At 34.9% G+C, this 26,452-nt stretch carries 29 protein-coding genes; 27 read left to right on the top strand and 2 right to left on the bottom strand.

Translation table 11 applies throughout. From position 1 onward, the window contains the following. The 13 genes from NSQ18_RS00280 (at position 1) to NSQ18_RS00220 (ending at position 12,291) form a co-directional block, all read left to right on the top strand. A complete protein-coding gene (locus tag NSQ18_RS00280) occupies positions 1-1,110 on the top strand; it encodes a cobalt-precorrin-5B (C(1))-methyltransferase (protein WP_016837783.1) in 1,110 nt (369 codons plus the stop codon). Then, entirely contained in the window at positions 1,100-2,308 is a 1,209-nt protein-coding gene (cbiE, locus tag NSQ18_RS00275) for a precorrin-6y C5,15-methyltransferase (decarboxylating) subunit CbiE (RefSeq protein ID WP_016837784.1), read from the top strand. The genes NSQ18_RS00280 and cbiE overlap by 11 nt, the downstream gene beginning before the upstream one ends. Then, positions 2,301-3,005: a precorrin-2 C(20)-methyltransferase gene (cobI, locus tag NSQ18_RS00270; protein WP_168412196.1), complete on the top strand. Its 705-nt coding sequence runs from the start codon at positions 2,301-2,303 to the stop codon at positions 3,003-3,005. Before cbiE ends, cobI begins: the two co-directional genes overlap by 8 nt. Next, on the top strand, positions 3,002-3,781 hold the full coding sequence (cobM, locus tag NSQ18_RS00265) for a precorrin-4 C(11)-methyltransferase (protein WP_016837786.1): 780 nt from the start codon (positions 3,002-3,004) through the stop codon (positions 3,779-3,781). Before cobI ends, cobM begins: the two co-directional genes overlap by 4 nt. Next, on the top strand, positions 3,778-4,926 hold the full coding sequence (locus tag NSQ18_RS00260) for a cobalamin biosynthesis protein (RefSeq protein ID WP_016837787.1): 1,149 nt from the start codon (positions 3,778-3,780) through the stop codon (positions 4,924-4,926). The genes cobM and NSQ18_RS00260 overlap by 4 nt, the downstream gene beginning before the upstream one ends. After that, complete coding sequence (locus NSQ18_RS00255) at positions 4,926-6,293, top strand: cobyrinate a,c-diamide synthase (RefSeq protein WP_040764497.1); 1,368 nt, start codon at positions 4,926-4,928, stop codon at positions 6,291-6,293. The genes NSQ18_RS00260 and NSQ18_RS00255 overlap by 1 nt, the downstream gene beginning before the upstream one ends. Positions 6,294-6,354: 61 nt before the next feature. Continuing rightward, positions 6,355-7,134 (top strand): uroporphyrinogen-III C-methyltransferase, encoded by a 780-nt coding sequence (cobA, locus tag NSQ18_RS00250; RefSeq protein ID WP_016837789.1) that lies wholly within the window; start codon positions 6,355-6,357, stop codon positions 7,132-7,134. Positions 7,135-7,154: 20 nt separating this feature from the next. Beyond that, positions 7,155-7,691, top strand: coding sequence for a cob(I)yrinic acid a,c-diamide adenosyltransferase (locus NSQ18_RS00245; RefSeq protein ID WP_016837790.1), 537 nt, complete (start codon positions 7,155-7,157; stop codon positions 7,689-7,691). 14 nt (positions 7,692-7,705) lie between these two features. Next, on the top strand, positions 7,706-9,238 hold the full coding sequence (locus NSQ18_RS00240; protein ID WP_339288541.1) for a cobyric acid synthase: 1,533 nt from the start codon (positions 7,706-7,708) through the stop codon (positions 9,236-9,238). 106 nt (positions 9,239-9,344) lie between these two features. Beyond that, positions 9,345-10,460: a M20/M25/M40 family metallo-hydrolase gene (locus NSQ18_RS00235; RefSeq protein ID WP_016837792.1), complete on the top strand. Its 1,116-nt coding sequence runs from the start codon at positions 9,345-9,347 to the stop codon at positions 10,458-10,460. Between the two features lie 14 nt (positions 10,461-10,474). After that, on the top strand, positions 10,475-10,960 hold the full coding sequence (locus NSQ18_RS00230) for a chemotaxis protein CheW (protein ID WP_096552504.1): 486 nt from the start codon (positions 10,475-10,477) through the stop codon (positions 10,958-10,960). A gap of 69 nt (positions 10,961-11,029) precedes the next feature. Then, positions 11,030-11,533 carry a DUF1648 domain-containing protein gene (locus tag NSQ18_RS00225; RefSeq protein ID WP_026019031.1) on the top strand — a complete coding sequence of 168 codons (504 nt, stop codon included), beginning with the start codon at positions 11,030-11,032 and terminating at the stop codon, positions 11,531-11,533. 65 nt (positions 11,534-11,598) lie between these two features. After that, the gene (locus NSQ18_RS00220) at positions 11,599-12,291 is read left to right on the top strand and encodes a DNA alkylation repair protein (protein ID WP_096551017.1); all 693 of its coding nucleotides are present in this window, start codon (positions 11,599-11,601) and stop codon (positions 12,289-12,291) included. On the opposite strand, the gene NSQ18_RS00215 is transcribed toward NSQ18_RS00220, so the two are convergent. Continuing rightward, positions 12,271-12,783, bottom strand: a complete 513-nt coding sequence (locus NSQ18_RS00215; protein WP_016837796.1) for a methylated-DNA--[protein]-cysteine S-methyltransferase — start codon at positions 12,781-12,783, stop codon at positions 12,271-12,273. The genes NSQ18_RS00220 and NSQ18_RS00215 overlap by 21 nt on opposite strands. A gap of 248 nt (positions 12,784-13,031) precedes the next feature. Here NSQ18_RS00215 and NSQ18_RS00210 point away from each other — a divergent pair, with 248 nt between their 5' ends. Together NSQ18_RS00210 and lepB are read left to right on the top strand one after the other, a co-directional pair. After that, positions 13,032-13,802, top strand: a complete 771-nt coding sequence (locus NSQ18_RS00210; RefSeq protein WP_016837797.1) for an ABC transporter ATP-binding protein — start codon at positions 13,032-13,034, stop codon at positions 13,800-13,802. A gap of 37 nt (positions 13,803-13,839) precedes the next feature. Continuing rightward, positions 13,840-14,409 carry a signal peptidase I gene (gene lepB, locus NSQ18_RS00205; RefSeq protein WP_339288534.1) on the top strand — a complete coding sequence of 190 codons (570 nt, stop codon included), beginning with the start codon at positions 13,840-13,842 and terminating at the stop codon, positions 14,407-14,409. Between the two features lie 162 nt (positions 14,410-14,571). On the opposite strand, the gene NSQ18_RS00200 is transcribed toward lepB, so the two are convergent. After that, positions 14,572-14,865 carry a MerR family transcriptional regulator gene (locus tag NSQ18_RS00200; RefSeq protein ID WP_016837799.1) on the bottom strand — a complete coding sequence of 98 codons (294 nt, stop codon included), beginning with the start codon at positions 14,863-14,865 and terminating at the stop codon, positions 14,572-14,574. A 265-nt stretch (positions 14,866-15,130) separates the two neighbouring features. Here NSQ18_RS00200 and NSQ18_RS00195 point away from each other — a divergent pair, with 265 nt between their 5' ends. The 12 genes from NSQ18_RS00195 (at position 15,131) to NSQ18_RS00140 (ending at position 26,411) form a co-directional block, all read left to right on the top strand. After that, on the top strand, positions 15,131-16,336 hold the full coding sequence (locus NSQ18_RS00195; RefSeq protein ID WP_016837800.1) for a branched-chain amino acid ABC transporter substrate-binding protein: 1,206 nt from the start codon (positions 15,131-15,133) through the stop codon (positions 16,334-16,336). A gap of 211 nt (positions 16,337-16,547) precedes the next feature. After that, on the top strand, positions 16,548-17,534 hold the full coding sequence (locus NSQ18_RS00190) for a branched-chain amino acid ABC transporter permease (protein ID WP_016837801.1): 987 nt from the start codon (positions 16,548-16,550) through the stop codon (positions 17,532-17,534). A gap of 9 nt (positions 17,535-17,543) precedes the next feature. After that, positions 17,544-18,836, top strand: coding sequence for a branched-chain amino acid ABC transporter permease (locus NSQ18_RS00185; protein WP_040764502.1), 1,293 nt, complete (start codon positions 17,544-17,546; stop codon positions 18,834-18,836). Between the two features lie 11 nt (positions 18,837-18,847). After that, positions 18,848-19,630, top strand: coding sequence for an ABC transporter ATP-binding protein (locus NSQ18_RS00180; RefSeq protein WP_016837803.1), 783 nt, complete (start codon positions 18,848-18,850; stop codon positions 19,628-19,630). Positions 19,631-19,635: 5 nt separating this feature from the next. Then, the gene (locus tag NSQ18_RS00175; RefSeq protein WP_016837804.1) at positions 19,636-20,343 is read left to right on the top strand and encodes an ABC transporter ATP-binding protein; all 708 of its coding nucleotides are present in this window, start codon (positions 19,636-19,638) and stop codon (positions 20,341-20,343) included. A 138-nt stretch (positions 20,344-20,481) separates the two neighbouring features. Next, a complete protein-coding gene (locus NSQ18_RS00170) occupies positions 20,482-21,123 on the top strand; it encodes a bifunctional precorrin-2 dehydrogenase/sirohydrochlorin ferrochelatase (protein ID WP_016837805.1) in 642 nt (213 codons plus the stop codon). A gap of 184 nt (positions 21,124-21,307) precedes the next feature. After that, on the top strand, positions 21,308-21,523 hold the full coding sequence (locus NSQ18_RS00165) for a hypothetical protein (RefSeq protein ID WP_016837806.1): 216 nt from the start codon (positions 21,308-21,310) through the stop codon (positions 21,521-21,523). A gap of 235 nt (positions 21,524-21,758) precedes the next feature. After that, a complete protein-coding gene (locus NSQ18_RS00160) occupies positions 21,759-22,502 on the top strand; it encodes a 3D domain-containing protein (protein ID WP_016837807.1) in 744 nt (247 codons plus the stop codon). 447 nt (positions 22,503-22,949) lie between these two features. After that, a complete protein-coding gene (locus NSQ18_RS00155) occupies positions 22,950-23,648 on the top strand; it encodes a GTP cyclohydrolase II (RefSeq protein WP_050988840.1) in 699 nt (232 codons plus the stop codon). Positions 23,649-23,659: 11 nt separating this feature from the next. Further along, entirely contained in the window at positions 23,660-24,775 is a 1,116-nt protein-coding gene (gene ribD, locus NSQ18_RS00150; protein WP_016837809.1) for a bifunctional diaminohydroxyphosphoribosylaminopyrimidine deaminase/5-amino-6-(5-phosphoribosylamino)uracil reductase RibD, read from the top strand. Further along, the gene (locus NSQ18_RS00145; protein WP_016837810.1) at positions 24,762-25,841 is read left to right on the top strand and encodes an FAD-dependent monooxygenase; all 1,080 of its coding nucleotides are present in this window, start codon (positions 24,762-24,764) and stop codon (positions 25,839-25,841) included. The genes ribD and NSQ18_RS00145 overlap by 14 nt, the downstream gene beginning before the upstream one ends. 15 nt (positions 25,842-25,856) lie before the next feature. Next, positions 25,857-26,411, top strand: coding sequence for an HAD family acid phosphatase (locus NSQ18_RS00140; protein WP_339288527.1), 555 nt, complete (start codon positions 25,857-25,859; stop codon positions 26,409-26,411). Positions 26,412-26,452 lie beyond the last annotated feature (41 nt).

Below are 26,452 nucleotides of genomic sequence, written 5' to 3'. Positions count from 1 at the left end.
ATGCAAAAACAGAAAAGAAAAGATCCTTCTGAACTTAGGGAAGGTTATACAACGGGTGCTTGTGCAACAGCATGTGCTAAAGCGGCATTAATCGCATTAATCACAAAGCTAGAACAAAAAAAAGTAATGATTCATCTGCCTGTGGGAAAAGATGTTGAATTTTCAATCGAAAAATGTGAAATAAGAGATTTTGAAGTAAAATGTTCCGTAATAAAAGATGGTGGAGATGATCCTGATGCAACTCATGGAGCAATTATTGAAGCAACTGTTTCTTGGAGAAAAGACAAGGAAATTTTTATTGATGGCGGCAAGGGAGTAGGCCGAGTAACAAAACCTGGATTACCAATTGAAGTGGGACTAGCTGCCATTAATCCCGTTCCACGTAAAATGATTCAAACAGAAGTTGAAAAAGTCTTACAGCAATATGGAATTGAAACCGGAGTAAATATTATCATCACTGTCCCCGAGGGTGAAGAAATTGCTAAAAAAACATTAAATAGTCGTCTTGGCATCATTGGAGGTATTTCAATTTTGGGAACAAGGGGAACAGTCGTTCCTTTTTCCAACGCCGCTTATATGGCAAGTATTGTACAAGCAATTTCTGTAGCAAAAGCATCGGGTAGTGAACATCTTGTCTTTACAACTGGTGGAAGAAGTGAAAAATTTGCCATGAGCATGTATGGTGAGCTTCCTGAAGTTGCTTTTATTGAAATGGGAGATTTTGTTGGTTTTTCAATGAAACAGTGCAAACAAATAGGCATTCCGAAAGTATCTTTAGTCGGGATGATGGGGAAATTTTCAAAACTTGCCCAAGGTTCCATGATGCTTCATTCAAAAGGTTCTCAAGTCAATTTTGAATTTCTTGCATCCATTGCTAGAGAAAGTGGCGCTACCAATGAAAGTGTTAGACAAATTCTTCAAGCAAATACAGCAAATGAAGTAGGGGAAATCATGAAAGAACAAGGATGTATGAAATTTTTTGACAAATTATCGGAACTTTGCTGTAAAGAAATCTTAAAACATGTTGGTGGCGGATTGATTGTTTCAACTACGATTTATTCAATGAAAGGTGAATTATTAGGAAAGGCGGAAATAATTGATGCCCATTAAATTGATTGGAATTGGTGATAACGGTGCACAAGGTTTGCATCCACAACTCATCGAATGGATTGAAAGTGCAGAAGTTCTCGTTGGTGGAGAAAGAGTATTATCATTTTTTCCAAACTTTAATGGAGAAAAAATATTATTGAAAACTAAAGTAATGAGCGTTATAGAAAAGCTAGAAAATAGGAATCAAAACATTGTGATTTTAGCCTCTGGTGATCCATTGTTCTATGGAATAGGAGGCCTCATTTCGAAAAAACTTCCAGTTGAAATTTATCCTTATGTAAGTTCAATTCAACTTGCAGCAGCAAAGTTCGGAATTAGTTGGCAAGATGCTTATTTTGTCAGTATTCATGGAAGGCCGATTAAAGGACTAGCGCAAAAAATCGATGGAAAAGACAAAGTGATTATATTAACGGATGAAAATAATTCGCCAAATAATCTAGCATCATACTTAATAGAGTTTGGAATGACCGAATATGAAGCATATATTGCTGAAAACTTGCAAGGAGAAAAAGAACGTTGCAGAAAAATGACGCTTGAAGAAATGAAGCGAGCAAGCTTCTCCCCTTTAAATGTTGTAATTTTAGTAAAAATTCAGCAAACAAAAAATTGGTCTCTTGGCATAGATGATGAAGAGTTTTATCAACGAAAACCGGAGAAAGGTTTAATCACGAAAAAAGAAGTTCGTGTTTTATCCATTAGTGCATTGAATTTACATGAAAAAAGTATTGTTTGGGATATCGGCACATGCACCGGTTCCGTTGCAATTGAAGCAGGGAAGATTGCAAAAGAAGGTAAAATTTTTGCCATTGAAAAAAATGAAGAAGATATCAAAAACTGTCTTCTTAATCAACAAAAATTTCGGGTTGATTTCACTGTTGTACACGGAAAAGCACCAGAAGGCCTTGATAAGTTTCCGAATCCCGATGCTATTTTTATCGGTGGTACGGGTGGAAACATGGAGGAACTATTAACCGTATGTTGTGAAAGATTAAACAAGAATGGCCGCATTGTTCTAAATGCTGCAACAATCGAAAACTTATATGAATCTATCAAAATATTTTATAAGTTAGGATTTCATACAGAAGTTACCCAAGTACAAATTGCGAGAAGTAAACAAATATTATCGTTGACTCGATTCGCTCCATTAAACCCTGTGTTTATTGTAAGTGCAAAACGAAAGGAAGATGAGGATGTGTAAAGGTGCTTTATATGGCATAGGTGTAGGACCTGGAGATCCGGAATTACTTACCGTTAAAGCTTTTCGGAAACTTCAAGAATGTCCTGTAATAGCCTATCCGAAAAAAATGCGAGGTTCAAAAAGTTATGCGTATAAGATTATAGAAGTTTATATACGTCCTGAAGAAAAGGAAATGTTAGGACTTGTATTTCCAATGACGAAAAATCAGGAAGTATTAGAGAGGGAATGGAATAAAGCCGTTGATGTAATTTATGAAAAAATTGCTCAAGGGAAAGATGTGGCATTTGTTACTGAAGGAGACCCGTTATTATATAGCACTTTTATTCATCTAATGAAAGTAATGAAGGAAAAATATCCCGATGTAGAAATTCATTCCATACCCGGTATTTCCTCCGTCAACGGTGCAGTATCCCGATTAACCATTCCACTAGCAGATGGTGATGAACAAGTGGCTATCATTCCCGCAAATGATGATGTTGAAAAGATGAGAAAAGCAATTGAAAATCATGATGCTGTAGTATTTCTAAAAGTTGCAAAGGTTATTGATGTGTTGCTAGAAATGCTTCGAGAATTAGGATTAGAAAACAAGGCACATGTAGTTACAAAAGTTACATCTGACGAGGAAATCTTATGGAATATCAACGAATTAGAAGGTGCCGATTTAAATTATTTATCATTAATGGTGGTGCGCAAATGAAGAAAATTTGGATAATTGGAGCAGGTCCTGGCGATCCCGATTTAATAACTGTAAAAGGATTACAAATGTTGCAAGAAGCAGATTGTATTCTTTATACAGACTCCCTTGTTAATGAAGAATTAATTGCCAAAGCAAAGAAAGAAGCAGAAATTATTAAAACAAGTGGAATGCATTTGGAAGAGATTGTTTCAATCATAGTCGATCGAGTAAAACGTGATAAATTAGTTGCCCGCATTCATACTGGAGATCCATCGATGTATGGTGCCATTGCTGAACAAATAGCATTATTGAAAAAAGAAGGCATTGGAGTAGAAATCATTCCTGGTGTAAGCTCTGTTTTTGCTTCTGCAGCGGCAATACAAGCAGAATTAACGATTCCAGAATTAACACAAACTCTTATTTTAACCCGCGCTGAAGGTCGTACACCTGTACCGGAAAAAGAAAAATTAAAAGATTTAGCAAGCCATCATTGTACAATCGCTCTTTTCCTAAGTGCAACATTAACGAAAAAAATAGTGAAGGAATTAAAAGAAGCGGGTTGGCAAGATGACACGCCCGTTGCGGTAATTCAAAAAGCTACATGGCCAGATGAAAAAATCGTTCGTACAACACTCGCGAATCTCGATCAAGCGATGAAAGAAAATGGCATTCGGAGTCATGCCATGATTTTAGCAGGATGGGCACTTGACTCTAACCTTTATGAAAAGGATACGTATCGCTCAAAGCTTTATGATGCCGAGTTTACTCACGGCTATCGGAAAGGAGTTTCAAAGTGATTCAACTTGTGGAAGAGGAAATTCCAAACATTCATCAAAAAAATGATTATGCAGTTGTTGCTATAACAAAACATAGTGTAGAAATTGCTCGGAAATTACAAGGACTTTTTCCTAATTGTGACCTTTATTATCCGCAAAAGTTTTGTAAAGCTGATGAAGATAGCTTAAGCATCCAACTATATGATGGCAATGTTCGAATTCTGTTATCAGCGATTTTTAACAAATATAAAGGTCTGATTTTATTTATTTCTCTCGGTGCAGTTGTTCGCATGATAGCACCTCTTATAAAAGATAAAAAAATTGATCCAGCCGTTGTTGTTATAGATGATTGTTGTAAAAATGTAATCAGTGTGCTTTCCGGTCATCTAGGTGGAGCGAATGAATTAACGCGAGAAATCGCGGCATTGCTTCATGCAAACCCTGTGATTACGACGGCATCAGATGTTCAGCAAACTATCGCTGTTGATTTATTTGGCTCTCGGTTCGGTTGGGTTTGGGATTCAGAAGAACATTTAACGAAGGTTAGTGCAGCTGTTGTGAACGAAGAACATGTTGCTGTTGTACAGGAAAGTGGAGAGCGTTCATGGTGGATATATGATCGCCCATTACCAGAAAATATAAAAATTTATCAATCCATTTTGGAAGCAATCAATGCAAAACCAAGCGGTGCTCTAATTGTTACTCATCGGTTACTCACACCAGAAGAGACACCAATTTTACAATACGGCATTATATTTAGGCCTAAAGTAATTGTAATAGGAATCGGTTGTAATCGTGGAACAAGTGCGGAGGAAATTCATTTCGTCATTGAAGAGACGTTGCTTGAGTTAGGATTTTCATCAAAAAGTGTAAAAGCCATTTGTACGATTGATCTAAAGAAAGATGAAGAGGGTTTATTGCAAGTTGTAAACGAAAGAAATGTGGAATTTTGTACGTACACAGCTAAAGAATTGAATGAAATGCATATCGAAGAACCATCAGAAACGGTTTATAAATATACTGGAGCATATTCCGTAAGTGAAGCAGCAGCAAAACGTTATTTACAATCAAATTCACTAGTTCTAGTCAAAAAGAAAAGTGGGAATGTAACAATTTCTGTTGGGGTACTCGAGCATAAGGAGGATTTTCCGTGGCAAAAAGATTAATGATTGCAGGTACATCGAGCGGGGTTGGAAAAACCACTTTAACAATCGGAATCATGGCTGCATTGAAAAAACGAAATCTTGTCGTTCAAGGATTTAAATGTGGTCCAGATTATATTGATCCAACCTATCACACTGCCGTTACAAAACGAGTTTCTCGAAATATTGATAGTTGGATGTTTAGCCACGATGTCATTCGCGATATTGTGGAACGCAATAGTCGTGATGCAGATATAACAATTATTGAAGGTGTAATGGGGTATTTTGATGGAAAAAATCCATTAGAAAATACTGGTTCTGCTGCTGATATTGCGGACATTACTGAGAGTCCAGTTCTTCTCGTAGTGGATTGTGCAAGTATGGCAAGAAGTGCTGCTGCGATTGTAAAAGGCTTTCAAACAATCCATGTACCATCACGTATTGTTGGCGTAATAGCCAATCGTGTTGGAAGTGAGAGCCATTTTAACATTGTAAAAGCTGCCATTGAACAAGAATGTCATATTCCTGTGATTGGTTATATGAAGAAAAACAATGAACTCCACTTGCCAAGCAGGCATCTCGGGTTAATTCCTGCTATTGAACGGGGAGATTTAGATTCTTATTTTGAAATGCTGGCAACAGAAGTTGAAAAAACGATTGATCTTAATAAACTACTAACGATTTCTGAAACAAACAGCTTAGAAAAAGTGAATCATTCTATTTTTGAAGAAAATTTAAAGGGGAATGTGAAAATTGCAGTAGCAAAAGATGCTGCTTTTAATTTTTATTATGAAGAAAATTTACAATTGCTCCGAGCTCGAGGGGCAGAACTTCTTTTTTTCTCACCGTTAGCAAATGATCCAGTACCGGAAGATGTTGATGGTTTATATATTGGTGGAGGCTTCCCGGAAGAATTTGCTGAAAAGTTAGCGAGTAATGAAGTGTCGAAACAATCCATCAAAGCAATGATTGAAAAAGGTGTTCCAACTGTTGCTGAATGCGGTGGATTTATGTATTTAACAAAATCCATTGAGACGACAGAAGGTATGAGTTATCCAATGGTTGGGGTAATTGATGGTAAAGTAGCCATGCAGTCCACACTTGCAGCCCTTGGATATCGTGAAATTTTTGGCATGAATGACAATTTCCTAATGAAAGAAGGAGAGGTTGCGAAAGGTCATGAATTCCACTATTCAATTTTCCAGCCAAATTCACTATATCCACCAGCTTATGAATTGAAAAGTCGATTTGGAGCAAAACGAGTTGGCTGCATTCTCCATTCTTTAATTGCAGGATATGTTCATTTCCATTTCGCCTCCAATTCAAAACTTGTAGATAACTGGATAAATGCATGTTTACAATTTCAAGAACAGAAACGAAATGCAATCTAATAATCTTAGAATGAAAAAGATGAACAAAAATATGAAGCAACAATGTTTCGGGAGGGAAAATATGAGGTTAGGAAAAGTGTATTTAGTAGGTGCTGGACCTGGGGATGAGAAATTAATTACCGTTAAGGGTCTTGAATGTATTCAACAATCTGACTGCATTGTATATGATCGGCTTATTAACTTAGCATTGTTAGATTATGCTCCATATAATGCAGAGCTTATATATTGTGGAAAACTTCCAGGAAAACATATGCGAATCCAAGAGGAAATTCATGAAATTCTAGTACAAAAAGCATTAGAAGGAAAAGTAGTAACCAGATTAAAAGGTGGAGATCCAAGTATTTTTGGAAGAGTAGGAGAAGAAGCGGCAGTATTAAAAAAGAAAGGAATACCATTTGAAATTGTGCCCGGCGTTACTGCAAGCGTTGCAGCAGCCGAATATGCGGGAATTTCGTTAACCCATCGTGAATATGCATCCACTGTTGCGTTAGTTACAGGACACGGAAGTAAAGATAAAGGTTCTGATAATTTAAATTGGGACTCCCTCTCCGGAATTGATACAATAGCATTTTATATGGGCGTAGGTAATTTAAGAAATATTTGTCATAAATTAATGCATCATGGAAAAAAAGCTGATACCCCAGTTGCAATAATTGAAAATGGTACGACAACAAGGCAAAGAACGATTACAGGGACATTAGAAACAATTTTTGAACAAGCAGTAAAAGCACAGATTAGGAATCCTGCCATGATTATTGTAGGTGAAGTGGTACGTATCAGAGAACAAGCCCAATGGTTTGAAGAATATATAGATGATATGAAAAACACTGTAAATGAATGAAAGAAACAGGAGAAATATCGATGAAACAAAAAGGACTTATATTAATATATACTGGAAATGGTAAAGGGAAAACAACTTCAGCTTTAGGTCTTACTTTGCGTGCAATTGGCCGCGGCATGAACGTTCGTTTTTTACAATTTATTAAATCGAAAGAACGGACTTATGGTGAAGCCCTTGCTCTAAAAAAATTAGGGGTGACAATGGAACAATTAGGAATCGGTTTTACTTGGACAAAAACACCTGAGGAACATCGTGAAGCCTTGAAAAAAGGTTGGGAAATAGCAAAACAAGCCATTCAAGATTCAACTGTAGACGTTGTAGTATTAGATGAATTAAACAATGCCCTAAGCATTACACAGTTTCCAGTTGAAGATGTGATTCCATTAGATGAAGTGATCAACGTCATTCAAAACCGACCAAAACATATGCATGTTGTAATTACAGGCCGTAATGCAAAACAAGAATTAATCGATATTGCAGATTTAGTTTCAACTATTGAACCGACGAAACATTATTACAATGAAGGGATTCCAGCAGTAAAAGGCTTGGAATTTTAAAGGAGAGGTCGTTTTTGCGTGCTAATTCAATTATGATTCAAGGAACATCTTCTGATGTGGGAAAGAGTGTGCTTTGTACCGCACTTTGCCGCATTTTCTCAAATGCAGGATACAAAGTAGCACCTTTTAAGTCTCAAAATATGGCGCTGAATTCCTATGTCACCAAAGATGGGGGAGAAATTGGGCGTGCTCAAGGTGTACAAGCGGAAGCTGCTAGAGAAATCGCAACAACCAAGATGAATCCGATATTACTGAAGCCGAAACAAGACATGGTATCAGAAGTCATTGTTCATGGGAAACATTTTATGGATATGAGTGTTACAAATTATAGAGATAACTTTGTGCTGCAGGCATTGCCAATTGTTGAAAAGGCCATTCGAGAACTAGAACAGTCCTACGATATTATTGTAGCAGAAGGTGCTGGAAGTCCTGCTGAAATTAATTTAAAAGATCGAGATATTGCTAACATGCGTGTTGCGAAAATGCTCAATGCGGATGTGTTCCTTGTGGCGGATATAGATCGAGGAGGCGTTTTTGCATCCATTGTTGGCACTCTAGCATTGCTAGATGAAGATGAACGAAAACTTGTAAAAGGAATAATTATTAACAAATTTAGAGGAATGATTGAAATACTTGAAAACGGAATAAAATGGCTTGAAGAATATACAGGTATTCCTGTCATTGGCGTCATCCCATATTTTGACTTGAAAATCGAAGCCGAAGATTCATTAGCCCTTGATACGTTAAAATTAAAAAGACCGAAAAAGAACGATTCTCTCATTGATGTTGTTTGTATACAATTGCCGAGAATCTCTAATTTCACCGATTTAGATCCGCTATTTGATGAACCTGATGTAGGCGTTCGTTTTGTAAGTCATGCAAGTGATTTAGGCAATCCTGACTGTATTATAATTCCTGGTACGAAGAATACGACAGCAGATTTAGAGTGGTTGAAAGAAACGGGATTATTTGAGGCTATTCAGCAATGCTCTATGAATGGGTCGCGGGTATTTGGGATTTGTGGTGGCTATCAAATATTAGGAGAGAAGTTGTTTGACCCTGACTTTGTGGAGAGCGATATAAAAGAAACGACAGGTCTTTGCTTATTACCGATTCAAACGACTTTTGAAAAAAATAAACGCACGACCCAAACGAAAGGGAAAATTCATCCAATGCTTTTTAATAAAGAAATTGATGTGAAAGGTTACGAGATTCATTTAGGTCAAACAAAAGTAACGCAAGACTCTAATGTACAACCATTTTTACAATTAGATGATGGATCTTGTGATGGGATTATTTTTCATCACGGGAAAGTGATTGGTACTTATTTACATGGAATTTTCCAAAATCGTTCCTTTACAAGAGCTTACTTTAATGAAATTAGAAAAAGTAAAGGTTTAAAAGAATTATCAATGGATGTAATATCCGATAAAGAACAACGAGAACAAGCTTACGACGTACTTGCACAACATGTACAGCAATATTTGAATATGGAATATATTTATTCTTTATTAGAAAATCAAAAGAAGATCAAAAATGGGATATAATTTGTCCCATTTTTTTTATTTGTTCAGTATAAGTGGAGAAATTTGTAATCTTAAGCATCTAAGCGTAGAATGATGATGAAAGAGGTATGATAAAGGAGTTTTGATGATGAGAAACAGCCGTTTAGTAAATGAATTTATCGAATTAGTACAGATTGACTCGGAAACGAAACACGAAGAAAAAATTGCTCCAGTACTTATAAAGAAGTTAGAGGATTTAGGTTTTTCAGTATATCAAGATGATGCCCATACACGAAATGGTCATGGTGCAGGGAATATTATAGCCACATTGAATGGAAGAGAAGATATAGAACCCATTTATTTTACTGTTCATATGGATACAGTCGTTCCTGGAAAGGGAATTAAGCCTGAAATACGGGATGATGGATATATTTATTCAGACGGAACAACGATTCTAGGTGCAGATGATAAAGCCGGTATTGCTGCACTATTTGAAATGGCCCGTCGACTTAAAGAACAGTCAATTGAGCATGGTACAATTCAATTCATAATTACTGCTGGTGAAGAAAATGGACTTCGTGGGGCTAAGGAATTGGAACGGGAAAAGATTATCGCCAAGTATGGATATGCGGTAGACAGTGATGGAAAAGTTGGGGGGATTGTCGTCGCAGCTCCTTTCCAAGCTAAAATTGAAGTGAAGATATTCGGAAAAACTGCCCACGCAGGAGTTGAACCAGAGAAAGGAATCTCTGCCATCACCCTAGCTGCAAAAGCGATTGCTGAAATGAAACTGGGGCGCATCGATCATGAAACAACGGCAAACATCGGTCGTTTTGAAGGTGGAAAGGCAACAAATATCGTTTGCGATGAAGTTTTAATTTTAGCAGAAGCCCGCTCCATCCAAAAGTCTAAATTAGATTACCAAACAAAACATATGAAAGAGACTTTCGAAAAAGTTGCTGAAAAATTAGGCGGCCGTGCAGAAATGGATGTTCAAATCATGTATCCTGGATTTTCAGTAAACGAATCAGACAAAGTGGTGCAAATAGCAGTCGAAGCTGTCCGAAATATTGGCCGTACGCCTCAAATTGGCGTTTCAGGCGGGGGTAGTGATGCAAACATTATTTCAAGTTTTGGAATTCCGACAGTAAACTTATCGGTAGGCTATGAAAATATTCATACAACAAAAGAAAGAATGCCTATTGAAGAATTGGAGAAATTAGCCGATTTATTAGTAGAAATCGTTAAAAGTTCTTGCAAGTAATTGTTCAATTTGAGGTGATGTTCATGAAAACAATCGTTTATCGATGCGAAAATGAAGAATACGCAATACCTGTTAATCAAGTCGTGTCGATTGAAAAAATAGGAAAGATAAACCCCATTCCTCACTTGCCAACTTATTTAGTGGGTTTTACGCGAATTCGTGGAGAGCTTATACCTATCCTTGATTTTAATATTATTTTGTACAACAAACCAACAACGGATTCGTTGGCGAGAATCATTGTATTAAATACGGACATCGTCAATTATGGATTAGTTGTGAGTGAAGCAAAAGAAATATTAGATTTCCTTGATGAAGATATTCAACAAGTTGGGCTTGTAAATTATTCTAAAACAAAATATTTTACAGCAGTGGCCAATTTAGAAAATCGAATGATTACGATTGTGAATCCAGACGTTTTGATAAATTCATTAGAAGGAATTCGGGAAATTATTGATTATTTACATCATTTATTGAAAGAGGAAAAAGAGATGAATTCATAAAATATAGAATTGCTAGAGTAAGGCATTAGCCTTTTCTAGCTTTATTTTTATATAAGGTGGAATAATATGATGAAAACGCCATATCGACCAATTCTTCATATACCAAAAACAAAAATGGAGAAAATCTGTGATATCGTTGGTATTGGTTTATTTATATTGTCTAATTTGTTTATTATTTTTCAGTGGAGCCAAATTCCTGATCGAATACCAGGACATTTTAATGCTAAAGGTGAAGTAGATCGATGGGGTTCAAAATATGAGTTAATTATATTGCCATTCATTGGAATGTTTGTCTTATTGTTAACATCTCTTTTTGAAAAAGCTCCCCATATGTATAATTATCCGGAAAGAATCAATGAATCAAATGCAGAACAATTTTATTTAAATAGCCGAAAGATGTTAAATATTATAAAAAATATTTGCATGATCCTTTTTGCATTGATTAATTTTCAAATTGTACAAATCGCATTAGGTAAAACCGAATTTCTTTGGATTTGGTTTATTCCGGGGATTATCGTTTCCCTCATTATTACAATAGGTATTGGTATATATAAACAATCCAAAATTAAATAATTATTTTCCACACTTCTATACCGAATGACAAGAAAAGTTGATGTTGAAATATTGGAGTTGATTTGATGGAAATACGGAAAGAACTATTAGAACTGTCTGAACAGAAGTATCAATTGTTTCAAAAAACATTAATACCGAATCAAGAAAATATTCTTGGGGTTCGCATTCCGAAGTTAAGAGCATTAGCAAAAGAAATTTCAAAAAGCGACTGGGAAGATTTTTTATTGAATGGAACAGAGGAATATTTTGAAGAAATTATGCTAAAAGGCATGGTGATCGGGCAAGTAAACATTCCATTAGAGGAAAGGCTCAAGTGGATTAAGTGGTTTGTACCTAAAATAGATAATTGGTCTGTATGTGATAGTTTTTGTGTCGGATTAAAATTTACAAAAAAGCATCGGGAAGAAGTGTGGAATATCCTTTCCTCCTATTTCCATTCAGAAAACGAATTTGAAATACGTTTTGCCATCGTGATGTCCCTTAGTTATTTTATTGAAGAAAAGTATATTGAAGAATTATTTCAAATATGGGATGACATCAAGCATGACGGCTATTATGTTAAAATGGCAGTCGCTTGGGCGATATCCGTTGCCTATTTAAAGTTTCCCAAAGAAACAACATCATTTTTACAAAAAAATTCTTTAGATGATTTTACTTATAATAAAGCGTTACAAAAAATAATTGAGTCTCATCGTATCAGCAAAGAAGTGAAGGAAAGCATACGAAAAATGAAAAGATCAATAAGGAATACCTTCTAAATCTAATAATCGTTTTTTTACATCCAGTCCACCGCTATAACCAGTAAGACTTCCGTTTTTACCTATGACGCGGTGGCAAGGGATGACGATGGATAATGGATTGCTTCCAATTGCTCCTCCTACTGCACGGACTGCTTTTGGATTTCCAATATTCGTTGCCACTTCAGAATAGGTAGCAGTTTTGCCAAATGGAATTTTACATAATTCATTCCACACTTGTAGTTGGAAAGGAGTTCCAGAAATATCAAATGGTAATGTAAATTGTTTGCGTTTACCATCTAAATATTCAATCAATTGGGAAGAATAGGGCGAAATGAATAGATCATTTTCAACTACTTCACAATGTGGATATTGTTTTTGGCAATACTGTTTTAATTCTTCCATAGAAGAATGTTGAGCCCCTACAAAAACTAAACCTTTGTCCGATGCGGCAATATATAAGTCCATATATGAATGGTTGATGGATGATGCGTAAATGCTTTTTTGTTTCATAACATAACCCCTTTCTCGTTTTCCTAAATGAAATACTAAATTAAGTAAACTGTAACATACTTTTTCTTCCGATTCTTCATCTGAAAAAAATAAAGTATTTAAATTAATATTATAATAAAAAGATAAATCAAAATAGCGATGTATTATAGGAGTAAATTTAATAGTTAAAAATATTGTTACTTTTCTTTATATATTCAATTATTGTAATATTAAAATACTAATAAAGGTGGATAAATGGGGGAAGAACATTGATACAGTTAAAAAATGTAACAGTGAAACGAAATGGCAAAATCCTTTTGAAAGAGATTAATTGGAATATAGATAAAGGGGAGCATTGGTCCATTATCGGATTAAACGGAGCGGGTAAAACTTCATTGCTCAATATCATCACCGGCTATCTATACCCTACTTCAGGAACAGTAAAAGTGTTAGGTCAAGAATTTGGAAAAACAAATATTCCTGAATTGCGTAAAGAAATTGGCTTTATCAGTTCTTCTTTAAAAGAGCAGTTAAGAGAATTTGATTCTGTGTTAAGCATTGTGCTAAGCGGAAAATTCGCATCGATCGGTCTATATGAACCGGTAGAAAAAAAAGATGTGGAAATCGCACATATGCTTATGAAACAATTAGGAATTGAATATTTGGAAAGTTCCCAATATGGCCTGCTATCTCAAGGTGAAAAACAAAGGGTGTTAATTGCTAGAGCATTAATGACCAATCCGAAAATATTAATATTAGACGAACCTTGTAATGGATTAGATGTTATTGCAAGAGAGGAATTTCTAGCGTTTTTAGGGAATCTTGCACGACAGGAATATTGTCCAACATTAATCTATGTCACTCATCATGTAGAAGAAATATTGCCTTGTTTTTCTCATACTTTGTTGCTAAAAGATGGGGAAGTATATGCAAAAGGATTAGCAAATGATCTATTAACCGAGCAAAACTTATCTCAATTTTTTGGTCGCGATCTATCCGTACAAGAACAGCAGAATCGTACATGGATTGCATTTAAATAATTGGACAATTTTAAGTCGTTTACGAGGAGCAGGATAAATGAAGGGAAATAACATTCGGAAAGAATTGCTATCTTGGTTTTTTGTTTTCGTTTCGGGAATTACCATTGCTTTAATCTGTAGGGAATATATTTTTTCTCCCGTTGTTGTAAATGGTGCTTCAATGTCACCTACATATGAAAATGAAGATGTCATTATTGTTAGCAAAATAAGTAAAATCCAACGATTTGATCACATTGTTTTTAAAGCACCTTATGAAGATGAATATTATATTAAACGGGTCATAGGATTGCCTGGAGATACGGTTGAAATGAAAGATGATGTATTAATTATCAATGGAAAAGAATTTGAAGAACCATATGTAAAACGAAATGCTGAGTATCAAATTCGCATGACTGAAAATTTTACATTGGAAGATTTGACGGGTGAAAAGAAAGTGCCAGATGGCTATATATTTGTATTAGGAGATAATCGTTTGAATAGTTATGACAGTCGGCATTATGGTTTAATACCAATAGAGGATGTTTTTGGAGAATCTAAATTGAGAATTTATCCACTACAAAACATGAAATATTTTCTAATCCATATGAATAAACATGTTGCAAAATAAATCTTAAACATTATTAAGAAGAAGAGAGGGTGTTTAGAAAGCTTTCGACTTTCTAAACACCCTTTTTCAACAACTTTCCAATTATGATAATGCAAATACAATAAAAAATTAGTCATTACGTAGGAAAGATAAGAATACAGTATATTAAAAATTCAAAATGCCTCAACAGGTATTATATGGTTGCTCTATTTTTATTTGATGATTGTTTTGACGTTTTTTTAGTTCTTCTCGAATTTCATTTGTCCACACACCTTCTTCTAAATGATTTGCAATTTCTATTAATATTTCAACATCATGAAAGGAATATTTTCGAATACCTGTTTTTGATCTTTCGGGGAAAATTAATTTTCTAGATTCATAATAACGTATCTGCCTATGGGACAAACCTGTAAGCTCACTAACAGTGCCGATTGATATAACCTTTTTATATTTATATGCATGATTTTGTAGAGGCATCAAGCATTACCCACTTTCCGATAGTCTTATATGTTTAACTCTATATCTATTTATTAAACCGCTCGAAAAAAAATACCAAACTAATATCATATTTATAGTGAATGTTTCTACAAGAAATCTCATTAATCGACATGTAAAAAGTTGCAAGTTTAATAAAAAAAGTATGTAAGGAGTTCTTACAAAGATGATGTTCACAAAATTGTAAAAAAATATACTAAAATTAGCATTATTTTCAAGAGAACAATTTATCAAAAGGAGGAGATGTATGAAAAAATTACTTGTTGTTTTTGCCAGCGCTTTATTGTTGGTAATCCTTTCAGCCTGTTCACAAAGTTCCAGTAATCAATCCGGTCAACAAACAACAACAGAACAAACTGGAGCTAATTCCAATGTTATAAAAATTGCAACCCATACACCGTTATCCGGTGGTAATGCAATCATTGGTGAAGCCATTAAACTTGGTGCTCAAATGAAATTGGAAGAAGAAGCATCACGATTTGAAGAAATGGGCTTTACACTGCAATTGGAACCTTATGATGACCAAGCAGATCCAAAAAAAGGCGTATCGAATGCCAACTTAATAGGAGCAGATGATGCAATTTATGGAGTAATTGGTCACTTTAACTCAGGGGTTACGATTCCTTCTTCAGAAATATACGAGAAATACAACATAACAATGGTGAATCCTGGAAGTACTGCGACAGATGTAACGGATCGTGGGCTAAAAACTGTGAATCGTATTGTTGCCCGTGATGATTTCCAAGGACCAGCTGGTGCTCAATTTGCAGTCAATGAATTAGGAGCAAAAAGAATTTTCGTGATTCAAGATAAAACAGCCTATGGTACAGGAATTGCTGATGCGTTTGTTGCAGAAGCGGAAAAATTAGGTGCTGAAATCGTTGGATATGAAGGAATTACAGTTGGTGAAAAAGACTACAATGGTGTCATCAATCAAGCATTAAATAAAAAACCTGATTTAATTTTCTTTGGAGGCATTTATAGTGAAGGTGGAATTATTATAAAACAAGCACGTGATAAAGGAATAAATGTACCAATTATGGGTGGCGATGGAATGGACTCCTCAGGTTTAGTTGATATTGCTGGGGAAGCAGTGAAGAATGTGTACATTACATCGGTTGCTGGAGATACAAGTTCAACCCCTGAAGGAAAAAAATTCATGGATGATTATAAAGCAAAATTCAATAAAGAAGCAGAAGCATTTTCGGCTTATGGATATGATGCAATGGGCGTATTTTTACAAGGTTTAGAGAATGCTATTAAAGCAAATGGGGGCAAACTTCCTCCGAAAGAAGCAGTTGTAGAAGCTGTAAGAGCAATAACTGATTATCAAGGAGTCATCACAGATGTTTCTTTCGATGAAAAAGGAGACAACAAGAATGCAAAAGTATATTTATATAAATTTGAGGAAGCAAAATATCCAGCATCGTATGTAGGTGAAGTAAGCCAATAAGCTGACAGAAAGGGGATGTCTAGAAAGCCGGACACTAGACATCCTTCCTATCTAATAATAAAAATTATTGCTACTATGGTTCTCAATATAATTTGTCACTAACCTCGTCGAAGGAGGACGTCTTAAATTGCCTTTACAGACGTCTCTTTTTTTCTAAAAGAGAGGGAATAAAACAGCACGAGTTTAATTTACAACGGATTGGAGGAATTTTATGTTTCAAGAGATGCTCCAAACTTTACCTCAAGTGATAATTGATGGTTTAACACTCGGAAGCGTTTATGCTGTTGTAGCACTAGGGTATACGATGGTTTATGGCATTTTACAATTAATCAATTTTGCTCACGGTGAAATTTTTATGACGGGTGCTTATATTGGAACAGCTGTTCTGCTCATCATTCTTGGAATGGGATTTGGTTCATCGATACCGAGTCTTTTATTATTAATCATTGCATTAGTTATAACAGCACTATGTACAGGTTTACTTGGAATGGGTATTGAAAGAGTTGCCTATCGTCCGGTGAGACGAGCCCCTCGATTAGTTGCCTTAATTACAGCTGTCGGTGTATCTTTCATTCTTCAAGATGTTGTTCGAATAGTTGCTGAAATCTTGACTGGAAATTATATTGTGACAGGACCGTCTTTATTTTCCAAACAAATTACAATACCAGTATCATCATTTTTATCAGTTTTTAATGATGCAAGTTTAAAAGTTTCATTTTTTATAGTGCTCATTTGTGCCATTGGTATGATGATTTCTCTAGATTTCTTTGTCAATAAGACGAAATGGGGAACTGCGATTCGTGCCGTTTCAATGGATCGGGAAACAGCAGCTCTAATGTCTATTAATGTAAATAAAGTGATCGCCATTACCTTCTTTATTGGTTCTTCATTAGGAGGAGCAACAGGAGTGCTTTTTGCCATACAATACGGTACGATTGACCCTTACATTGGATTTATTTTAGGGATTAAAGCTTTTATAGCCGCAGTAATGGGTGGAATTGGAAATATTCGTGGAGCGATGTTTGGAGGCTTTTTATTAGGATTAATCGAAATGTTTGCTTCTGCAAATCTTTCTTTATTAACAGGTGGCATTTTTGGAGCAGAATATAAAGATGTATTTGCTTTTGCAATTTTAATTTTAGTACTGCTCTTCAAGCCTGAGGGATTGTTAGGAAAAGCAGCAACAGAGAAAGTGTAGGTGATGGAAATGAAAGAAAAATTATCGATGTTATTGCAAAAGAAATCTGTTCAAATTACTTTGTTTACCCTTTTCATCATCGTGACTTCATCCGCATTATACTTCTCTCAAAAATCCGTTGTTTCATTCTTATTATTACTGTCTTCACTATTAATTCTCTATTATATGAATTTAAAGGTCGTGACGAAATGGTTAATAGCGTTAGGGTTATTATTCATTCTTATACCATTTGCGTCTAGCGGTGGACCAGCCTTCCATTCTTATATGGAAGTAGCAACAATGGTGGGTATTTATATAGCGATGGCGCTTGGATTAAATATCGTCGTTGGGATGGCGGGATTATTAGATCTTGGCTTTGTTGCGTTCTTCGCGGTTGGCGCGTATTCGTATAGTATTTTTGCAACTTCACAGGCATCCAACTTTATGCCCTTCGGTGAATATCCATTAAGTGGTAGTACTTTCTGGGGTTTTTTAATTATCGGTGGTATTATGGCAGCAATTGCCGGAGTGTTAATTGGTGTTCCTGTGCTACGGGTAAAAGGAGATTATTTAGCTATAGTTACTCTTGCTTTTGGTGAGATCATCCGAATTATTTTCAATAATTTAGATAGACCAATTAACTTTACGAACGGTGCTATGGGGATTGCATCCATCACACCACCAAATCTGTTTGGATTGGAAATTATTTATCCAAATCAATACTACTTTATTGTCCTCTTCATCTTACTATTTACGATTTTTGCAGTAAATCGTTTGGAACATTCAAAAATAGGTCGTGCATGGAAGGCTGTTAGAGAAAACGAAATTGCTGCACAAGCGATGGGTATTCCGTTAGTGAAAACAAAATTACTCGCCTTTGCCTTAGGTGCTTCTTTTTCGGGTATCATGGGCGTTGTATTTGCAGCTAAGCAACAATTTATAGATCCAACAAGTTTTACACTACTAGAATCATTTACGATTTTAGTAATGGTTGTATTAGGTGGAATGGGTAGTGTTCCGGGAGCCATTTTAGGGGCAGCATTAGTAACAATTTTAAATTTGCAAGTATTAACGGAGTTGACGAATTGGCTGAATCAATTAAGTTTACAAGGTGTGATTACAATTCCTGATGCATTAACACCTGCAAAACTACAACGATTCATTTTTGGGGTGCTACTAGTTATTTTTGCTATCTATCGAACAAAGGGATTAATTCCTGCAAAGAATAAAAAGTTTGACGTAGAACAAATAAAAGAAAGAGCTCAGAAAAAAGCTGCAATATCCAATATAGGTTCGAATGATACAGATCGAGTGCAAGCCTAGGGGGTGTAGCAATGAATATATTAGAAGTTTCCAATTTAACTAAGAAGTTTGGTGGATTAACGGCCAATTCCAATATTTCAATGGCTGTTAAACAAGGTTCCATTACAGCGGTAATTGGTCCAAACGGTGCTGGAAAAACGACATTTTTTAATATGATTACAGGAGTTTATCAACCTACTGAAGGGGAAATTTTACTAGAAGGCAAGTCTATTGTTGGATTAAAGCCAGATCAGGTTGCTAAACGTGGTATCTCCAGAACCTTCCAAAATATCCGTCTTTTCGGGGAAATGACGGTCATCGAAAATGTATTAGTTGGAATGCATACCCATTTAAGAGGAAATCTATTAGGAATTTTTCTTAATCTACCTAATACAAGAAAAGAAGAGTCAGAGGCGGAAGTGGAAGCTTATCGACTTTTGGAATATTTTAATCTGGAACCATTTATAAACGAAAAAGCGAGCAGTCTAAGTTATGGGAACCAAAGAAAGTTGGAAATTGCTCGTGCTTTAGCAACGAAACCGAAATTACTTTTACTGGATGAACCAGCAGCAGGAATGAACCCAAGAGAAACGCGGGAATTAACCGAAGTAATTCAACGGATGGGAAAAGAATTCAATGTAACGGTCATTTTAATTGAACATGATATGAAATTAGTTATGGAAATTTCTGAGCATATTGTCGTTCTTGACCATGGCGAAAAAATTGCGGAAGGTAATCCAGATGAAATAAGATCGAATCCAAAAGTGATAGAAGCCTATTTAGGAAAAGCTGCTTTGGAACTAGAAAAGAGGTGAGTGGAATGACTGTTTTGGAAGTGAACAATATTGAAACCTACTACGGAGCAATTCAGGCATTAAAAGGGGTAAGTTTTCAAGTAGAACGTGGAGAAATCGTTACTTTAATAGGGAGCAATGGTGCGGGAAAATCAACGACATTAAAATCAATAAGTGGTTTAGCAAAAGTGAAAAAAGGAGCGATACTCTACAATGGACAAGATATCACAAACAAACAAGCCCATGAAACAACATTGATGGGAATTAGTCACGTACCAGAAGGTAGAAGAATTTTTGCCAATTTAACAGTGAAAGAAAATTTGCTTATGGGAGCATTTTCTGTAAAAGGAAAAGCAGTAATCGAAGAACGTATGGAAAATGTCTTTACTTACTTTCCAAGATTAAAAGAACGAATAAATCAGAAGGGTGGAACAATGAGTGGGGGCGAGCAACAAATGCTTGCAATCGGTCGAGCATTGATGATGCAGCCTAATTTATTAATGCTTGATGAACCTTCTATGGGACTTGCTCCAATTGTCGTTGAACAAATATTTGAAATCATACTTCAATTGAATGAGATGGGCATTACAATTTTGTTAGTCGAACAAAATGCATATCAGGCATTAAGCATTGCACACCGAGGTTACGTTATTCAAAATGGTGAAATTGTCTTAACGGGAACAGGAAAAGAACTTGCTGAAAATGAAGAGGTAAAAGAAGCATATCTTGCATAAATAAAGATAGTTATTAGTTCAAAAATACATCATTTTTCAATAAAGAAAAATGGTGTATTTTTATATTTAATAATGAATTTTAGGTTATAGTAATAAACAAAATTTAAAAGAATGATTATATAACAGAGGGTGTCAAACATGTATTATCCAATCATGATGAATATAAAAGGTAAAAATGTTGTCGTAATCGGTGGGGGACGTGTTGCTTATCAAAAATTAATAGGATTAGAGGGAACAGAAGCAAACTTAACGATTATTAGTCCAACCATTATTCCAGAAATTAAGGAATGGATGAAACACAATAACGCGAAATGGATTGAAAAAACTTTTGAACCTATAGATATTGAACAGGCAAATATCATTATTGCTACAACAAATGATTCAGCTACAAATCATGAAATACGAATCCATAAAAAAGAACATCAACTTTTGTTGCTTGCAGATAATCCGAAAGATAGTGACTTTATTACACCAGCAACCATAAAGAGAGGGAAACTTAACATCTCCATTTCTACTGGCGGTGCTAGTCCTAGTTTAGCAAAAAAAATTAAAAAAGATCTCGAACAACAATTTGATGAAAAATTTGAGGACTATATAGAATTTTTAGATTACGCTCGTCATATCGTTTTAAATCAAATTGCTGATCGTTCATTAAGGAAAAAACTTTTAACCCAATTATTGGATTCCAAATTTTACAATCTTACGGTTGAAGGAGATGTAATAAAAAGAAATGAAATATTTAAGGAAATGTTGCAGCAAGTAAAAGGACAATCGTTTTAATATAGAAATAAATATATTATGTAAACTAACTAACAAGTTTCAGGTTGTTCTAAACCAATAGTAGACAGACCTGATTGATTAAACATTTATTTTACATGTGTTGCTCTCTAAAGATTTCTTAAATAGCCCACACAGCCAATTAACTGAATAGAAGCATACAATGGGGTAAGAAAGGGGGCAAATCGTGTTTGAAAAAATAAAATATTTAATCGGTCAGCCCATCGGTGTTTCGTTTAAAAATGGATTAAGTGTCTCAGGGGTATTATGCAGTGCAAATGAGCATGAAATCTCCTTAATGGAATACTTATATCAAGAAAAATTTATACAAAGACATTATGATTTTCATATGATACAAGGAATATATATGTTCCCAAGCTGTTCGGATGAATATCTAAATTAAACAATCCTCTAGAGATTTTCTAGAGGATTTTATTTTTTGTAGCAACGATTCAGAACCTTTTTTTGAACTAAGCAATTTTCTGATACAAGCCCTTTCTCTCATTTTATCAACTAGTTTGAAAGCTGTATTATTTAATTTTTATCAAATTATGAATAAAAATGTAAATATTTGGACAATACTTAGTTCGTATTAACAAAAAGTGAATTGCAAGTTTGTTTGTTAAGGAGGACTAAGTATGAAAAAAATTGTAGCATATATACTTTTATGTTTGACATTGTTTACAACATCATTGACATATGCAAAAGAAACATCAGTGGAAAAAGGGGAAATCGACTTTGTCACCAACATTTTAGGTAATGGAGTGGTGGAAGATGCAATTACTCGCCAACTTGCTTTTATGAAAGCCCCACTATTTACTATATACACTGTGAAGGAAGGGGACAACTTGTTCCGAATTGCATTAAATCATGAAGTACCATTAGATTTATTAATGGAATGGAACGATTTAGACAATACATTGATTCATCCAGGTAAGAAATTGATTATTTACAATGACGAAAAATACAAAAAAGAATACAAACCGATTTCTATTGTAGCTGACACAACGGGAGGCTTCTTGCCGAAAAGAGAAACGAAAGCATCACCTACTACCACTCAGCAAGTGATAAAAGAAGATGAACCGTCATCATTAAAAGAAATGACTGTTACAGCAACAGCATATACCGCATACTGTGAAGGATGTTCTGGTACTACTGCTTATGGGATAAATTTACGAGAAAATCCACATATGAAAGTAATTGCTGTTGATCCTAACATTATCCCACTCGGTACAAAAGTATGGGTGGAAGGCTACGGTTATGCAATTGCTGGTGATACTGGAGGAGCCATTAAAGGAAATAAAATTGATGTATTCATCCCTTCCCATGATCAAGCAATGCAGTGGGGAGTAAAAAAGGTAAAAATTAAAATTTTAGATTAACATTTCATATCATGATGAAAAAGTAACTCATAAAAAATACACTTCACTTTCAATTATTTTAGAAAATGAAGTGTATTTTTTATTATATTGTCAATCAAATAAATTATAACAATTGGTCGACTTTTATCCCCTTAAAGTCATGTTCATTGATTGCATAAAGATGATAAAATAGCACTTCTTATAATAAAGAAAAATCTGCCGAAATTAAAAATGTAAAATAGCAATTAGTTCGTACGAAAATGTTTTATCTAAATAATATTTCTATTATTATACAAAAAGTAACATGGAAAACACTTCTTTTGCTTTTTAAACCTATTTCAGCTATATTAAAAAAGGCAAAGATTAATTCCTATTAATAAAATAGGAATTTTAAATAGATTTAGTTGAATTAGGTGATGAATATTGAAAAATCTACTATTAAATAAGAATGACATTTTGCTTAAAAAAATGCAGTTAATTTCATATAAAGAAAATGAGCAAATTTGTCTTGTTGGCCCAGTAAAACTCCCTGTAAAACAAGATAATTTTGAAGCCACATTCCAGTGGTATACTTGGTTGAAGCTAGATGAACCCATTTCAACAAAGGAAGAAGTGTTAAATTATATTTTAAGTGCGAACTTGCAAGAATCTCAACAATCATCTGTATTGGTTTACGGAGATTTTGAAAATGATGAGGAAGCGCTTATTCGTATGCACAGCATTTGTCATACTGGAGATATTTTCGGAAGTCAACGGTGTGATTGCGGTTATCAATTACATGAATCGATGAAAATGATTGTTGAACATGGATGTGGTGCAATCTTTTATTTAGCGAATCATGAGGGCCGTGGGATTGGATTATTTTCAAAATCATTAGCTTACTTATTGCAAGAAGAAGGTTATGATACAGTAGAAGCCAACCATGCACTTGGTTTTGAAGATGATACAAGGTCCTATGAAGAAGCAATTAAAGTATTAGAGACTCTTCGCAATAAACCTGTAACTTTAATTACAAACAACCCTAAAAAACTGGAAGCGTTAAAACATCATGGTCTATTAGCTGATAAACATATTCCACTTTGGGGCGGCTTAACTGAAACAAATCGTTATTATTTAGAAACGAAAATTAAAAAGGCAGGTCACATACCAGAGAAACAATTGTTTTAGGAGGGGTCATTGTGTTAACGGATCGTGATTACATGGAATTAGCATTAAATTTAGCGCGAACGGCAAAGGGCAAAACAAATCCAAATCCTGTTGTTGGGGCGGTCATAGTAAAAGATGGGGTTATCGTAGGAACAGGAATACATCGTAAAGCTGGAGAAGCCCATGCAGAAGTTCATGCATTTCATATGGCAGGAGAGCATGCAAAAGGTGCCACTTTATATGTCACGCTAGAGCCATGTTCTCATTATGGCAAAACCCCTCCTTGTGCAAATTTAGTGAAAGAGTCTGGTGTTAGCAGAGTGGTAGTGGCGACACTTGATCCAAATCCTCTCGTTGCGGGTAAAGGTGTTGACATCATTCGAAAAGCAGGAATTGAGGTAGAAGTAGGCTTATTAGAAAATGAAGCGAGAAAATTGAATGAACGATTTATTCATAATATGTTGACAAATCGTCCTTTCGTTATTTCAAAATTTGCCATGACATTAGATGGGAAAATCGCAACGCATACTGGACATTCAAAATGGATTTCCGGTGAAGCAGCCCGCCTTGAAGTTCACAAATTACGCAATGAAGTTGATGCGATTTTAGTAGGAATAGGAACCGTTTTAAAAGATAATCCGCTATTGACGACACGATTGCCCAATCAAAAAGGGAAAAACCCAATTCGAGTTATTTTAGATAGTCATTTACAAATTCCGATGGATGCAAATGTTTTAAATGACGAAGCTGAAACAATTATTGTGACAACTACCGGTGCGGATCCAATCAAAATAGCGGAACTTAAAAAGAAAAATGTACATTTTATATACTGTTCTAAAAATCAAAAGGGTATCTGCTTAGATGAAATGTTGGAACAATTATATAAACATGGAATAACAGATGTGTTAGTTGAAGGTGGAGGAGAAATAAACGCCTCGTTTATCAGAGCTGGACTTGTAAATAAATATATTATTTACATTGCACCAAAAATATTAGGAGGGCGCCACTCCATTACCCCGGTAGCTGGTGATGATGTTGATAATATGAATTTAGCGGCAAAAGTAGAAATTGACTCATTCGATAAAGTTGGAGAAGATTTACGAATAATTGCTTATCCAAAACTAGGTGATCAACATGATATTCACTGATATATTGATTGTGGGTGCTGGACCGAGTGGCTCACTACTTGCACTGCTATTAGCAAAGAAGGGGATTTCTGTCACCCTTCTTGAACAACATAAGGAAATTGCAAGGGAATTCCGAGGTGAACATTTGAATGAAGATGGAGAAAATATTTTAAAGAAACATAATCTGTATTCAAAAATTGAAAAACTCGGATTGTTAAAAATGAAAGTTATTGAATATTGGAAAAATGGAAAACTCTTTAAAACAATTCAACCTGAGAAACAAGTTGGCCATTTAGGAATCCATGTTCCGCAAGCACATCTATTATCAGTAATTATCGAAGAAGCAAAAAAATACGAAAATTTTTCTCTCATGACAAATACAAAAGTGATTGATTTACTTAAAGATGAAAATGGTCATTTCATTGGGATTAAAGGGAAAAGAGGTAAGGAAGAAATCCTTATACATAGTTCGATGATTATAGGGGCTGATGGAAGATATTCCACTGTCCGAAAAAAAGCAGGTATTGAAACAATAACACGCAAACATGGCTATGACTTACTTTGGGCAAAAATACCGGCACCAGACAATTGGCAACCATCCATAAAAATGGCTGAAGTAGATGGTTTCCAATTATCATTATTTACCCAAGCTAAGGGTTATGTGCAAATTGGCTGGAACATTGCACAGGGATCCTTTTCGAAAATCCGCAAACAATCTATACAACTGTTTATAGATAAATTGATTCAAGCATTTCCTGAATTAGAAGAATCGGTTCGAAAACATATTACTACTTGGGATGATTTTGTCTTATTAGATGTCTATAGTAATCACACAGAAATATGGAGAAAAGACAATATACTGTTAATAGGTGATGCATGTCATGCGATGACACCAACTGGAGCCTTTGGATTAAACAGTGCTTTAAAAGATGCAGATCGGTTATCTGAATGTATTGATCCCGGAAATATAAATGAATTACGTTTATCCCAATGTGAGAAACAAAGAAAAGAAGAAGTAAAAAAATTACAAAAATTGCAAATAGAAAAGGAAAAAAACTTTTCTACCCAGTTTATTATCATTGGTTAAGAAAGTAGGGGAAAAGTGAAAATCGGTTTTGATATAGATGATACATTGATTAACTTACGAGAACATGCTTTTCATCTTTATAATAAAAAATTAGGAAAACAGATTGATATTGCTCTTTTTTATCAATTAAAAAGAGTGGAAATTCATGAACTTTTCGGGTTAGACGAAGATGAAGGTCATGTAATGTGGAATTCGTTAATGGAAGAAATTTACTTTACAGACTGTCCAGTTTTTGAAGGGGCAATTGATTTTATCCGTAAACTTGAAAAAGAAGGGCATTCCATTTTTTATATCACATCGAGACCGAAAACATATTGTGAAAAAACTCGACAATGGATGAAAAATCGAGGTTTTCCGGTCATTGATGAACATTTTTATTGCGGAATGAAGGATCACGAAAAGATGGAGATCATTCAGAAGCTTAATTTGGATGTTTATTTTGATGATAAACCCGCTGTACTGGAGACATTAACAGATTCCAATACAAAAGTTTATGTAAAGCATCAATCTTATAATGGACATGTTCCTTTCCCTAGAGTATATGATTGGAAAAACTTTAAACTAGAATAATATTTCCTAAAAACATACAATGGAAAATTTTCATTGTATGT

It is taken from the genome of Ureibacillus sp. FSL K6-0786, from assembly GCF_037965165.1.
Classification (GTDB): Bacteria; Bacillota; Bacilli; order Bacillales_A; family Planococcaceae; genus Ureibacillus; species Ureibacillus thermosphaericus.
The sequence above is the reverse complement of the archived record's forward strand: the minus strand, read 5'-3'. Positions and strand labels throughout refer to the sequence as shown.

Bases quoted from the DNA above. Each gene is read 5' to 3' on its own strand.
- NSQ18_RS00280 (WP_016837783.1), top strand. From the start codon at position 1: ATGCAAAAACAGAAAAGAAAAGATCCTTCTGAACTTAGGGAAGGTTAT.
- cbiE (WP_016837784.1), top strand. From the start codon at position 1,100: ATGCCCATTAAATTGATTGGAATTGGTGATAACGGTGCACAAGGTTTG.
- cobI (WP_168412196.1), top strand. From the start codon at position 2,301: ATGTGTAAAGGTGCTTTATATGGCATAGGTGTAGGACCTGGAGATCCG.
- cobM (WP_016837786.1), top strand. From the start codon at position 3,002: ATGAAGAAAATTTGGATAATTGGAGCAGGTCCTGGCGATCCCGATTTA.
- NSQ18_RS00255 (WP_040764497.1), top strand. From the start codon at position 4,926: ATGATTGCAGGTACATCGAGCGGGGTTGGAAAAACCACTTTAACAATC.
- cobA (WP_016837789.1), top strand. From the start codon at position 6,355: ATGAGGTTAGGAAAAGTGTATTTAGTAGGTGCTGGACCTGGGGATGAG.
- NSQ18_RS00245 (WP_016837790.1), top strand. From the start codon at position 7,155: ATGAAACAAAAAGGACTTATATTAATATATACTGGAAATGGTAAAGGG.
- NSQ18_RS00235 (WP_016837792.1), top strand. From the start codon at position 9,345: ATGAGAAACAGCCGTTTAGTAAATGAATTTATCGAATTAGTACAGATT.
- NSQ18_RS00225 (WP_026019031.1), top strand. From the start codon at position 11,030: ATGAAAACGCCATATCGACCAATTCTTCATATACCAAAAACAAAAATG.
- NSQ18_RS00220 (WP_096551017.1), top strand. From the start codon at position 11,599: ATGGAAATACGGAAAGAACTATTAGAACTGTCTGAACAGAAGTATCAA.
- NSQ18_RS00215 (WP_016837796.1), bottom strand. From the start codon at position 12,783: ATGAAACAAAAAAGCATTTACGCATCATCCATCAACCATTCATATATG.
- lepB (WP_339288534.1), top strand. From the start codon at position 13,840: ATGAAGGGAAATAACATTCGGAAAGAATTGCTATCTTGGTTTTTTGTT.
- NSQ18_RS00200 (WP_016837799.1), bottom strand. From the start codon at position 14,865: ATGCCTCTACAAAATCATGCATATAAATATAAAAAGGTTATATCAATC.
- NSQ18_RS00195 (WP_016837800.1), top strand. From the start codon at position 15,131: ATGAAAAAATTACTTGTTGTTTTTGCCAGCGCTTTATTGTTGGTAATC.
- NSQ18_RS00190 (WP_016837801.1), top strand. From the start codon at position 16,548: ATGTTTCAAGAGATGCTCCAAACTTTACCTCAAGTGATAATTGATGGT.
- NSQ18_RS00185 (WP_040764502.1), top strand. From the start codon at position 17,544: ATGAAAGAAAAATTATCGATGTTATTGCAAAAGAAATCTGTTCAAATT.
- NSQ18_RS00180 (WP_016837803.1), top strand. From the start codon at position 18,848: ATGAATATATTAGAAGTTTCCAATTTAACTAAGAAGTTTGGTGGATTA.
- NSQ18_RS00175 (WP_016837804.1), top strand. From the start codon at position 19,636: ATGACTGTTTTGGAAGTGAACAATATTGAAACCTACTACGGAGCAATT.
- NSQ18_RS00170 (WP_016837805.1), top strand. From the start codon at position 20,482: ATGTATTATCCAATCATGATGAATATAAAAGGTAAAAATGTTGTCGTA.
- NSQ18_RS00160 (WP_016837807.1), top strand. From the start codon at position 21,759: ATGAAAAAAATTGTAGCATATATACTTTTATGTTTGACATTGTTTACA.
- NSQ18_RS00155 (WP_050988840.1), top strand. From the start codon at position 22,950: ATGCAGTTAATTTCATATAAAGAAAATGAGCAAATTTGTCTTGTTGGC.
- NSQ18_RS00145 (WP_016837810.1), top strand. From the start codon at position 24,762: ATGATATTCACTGATATATTGATTGTGGGTGCTGGACCGAGTGGCTCA.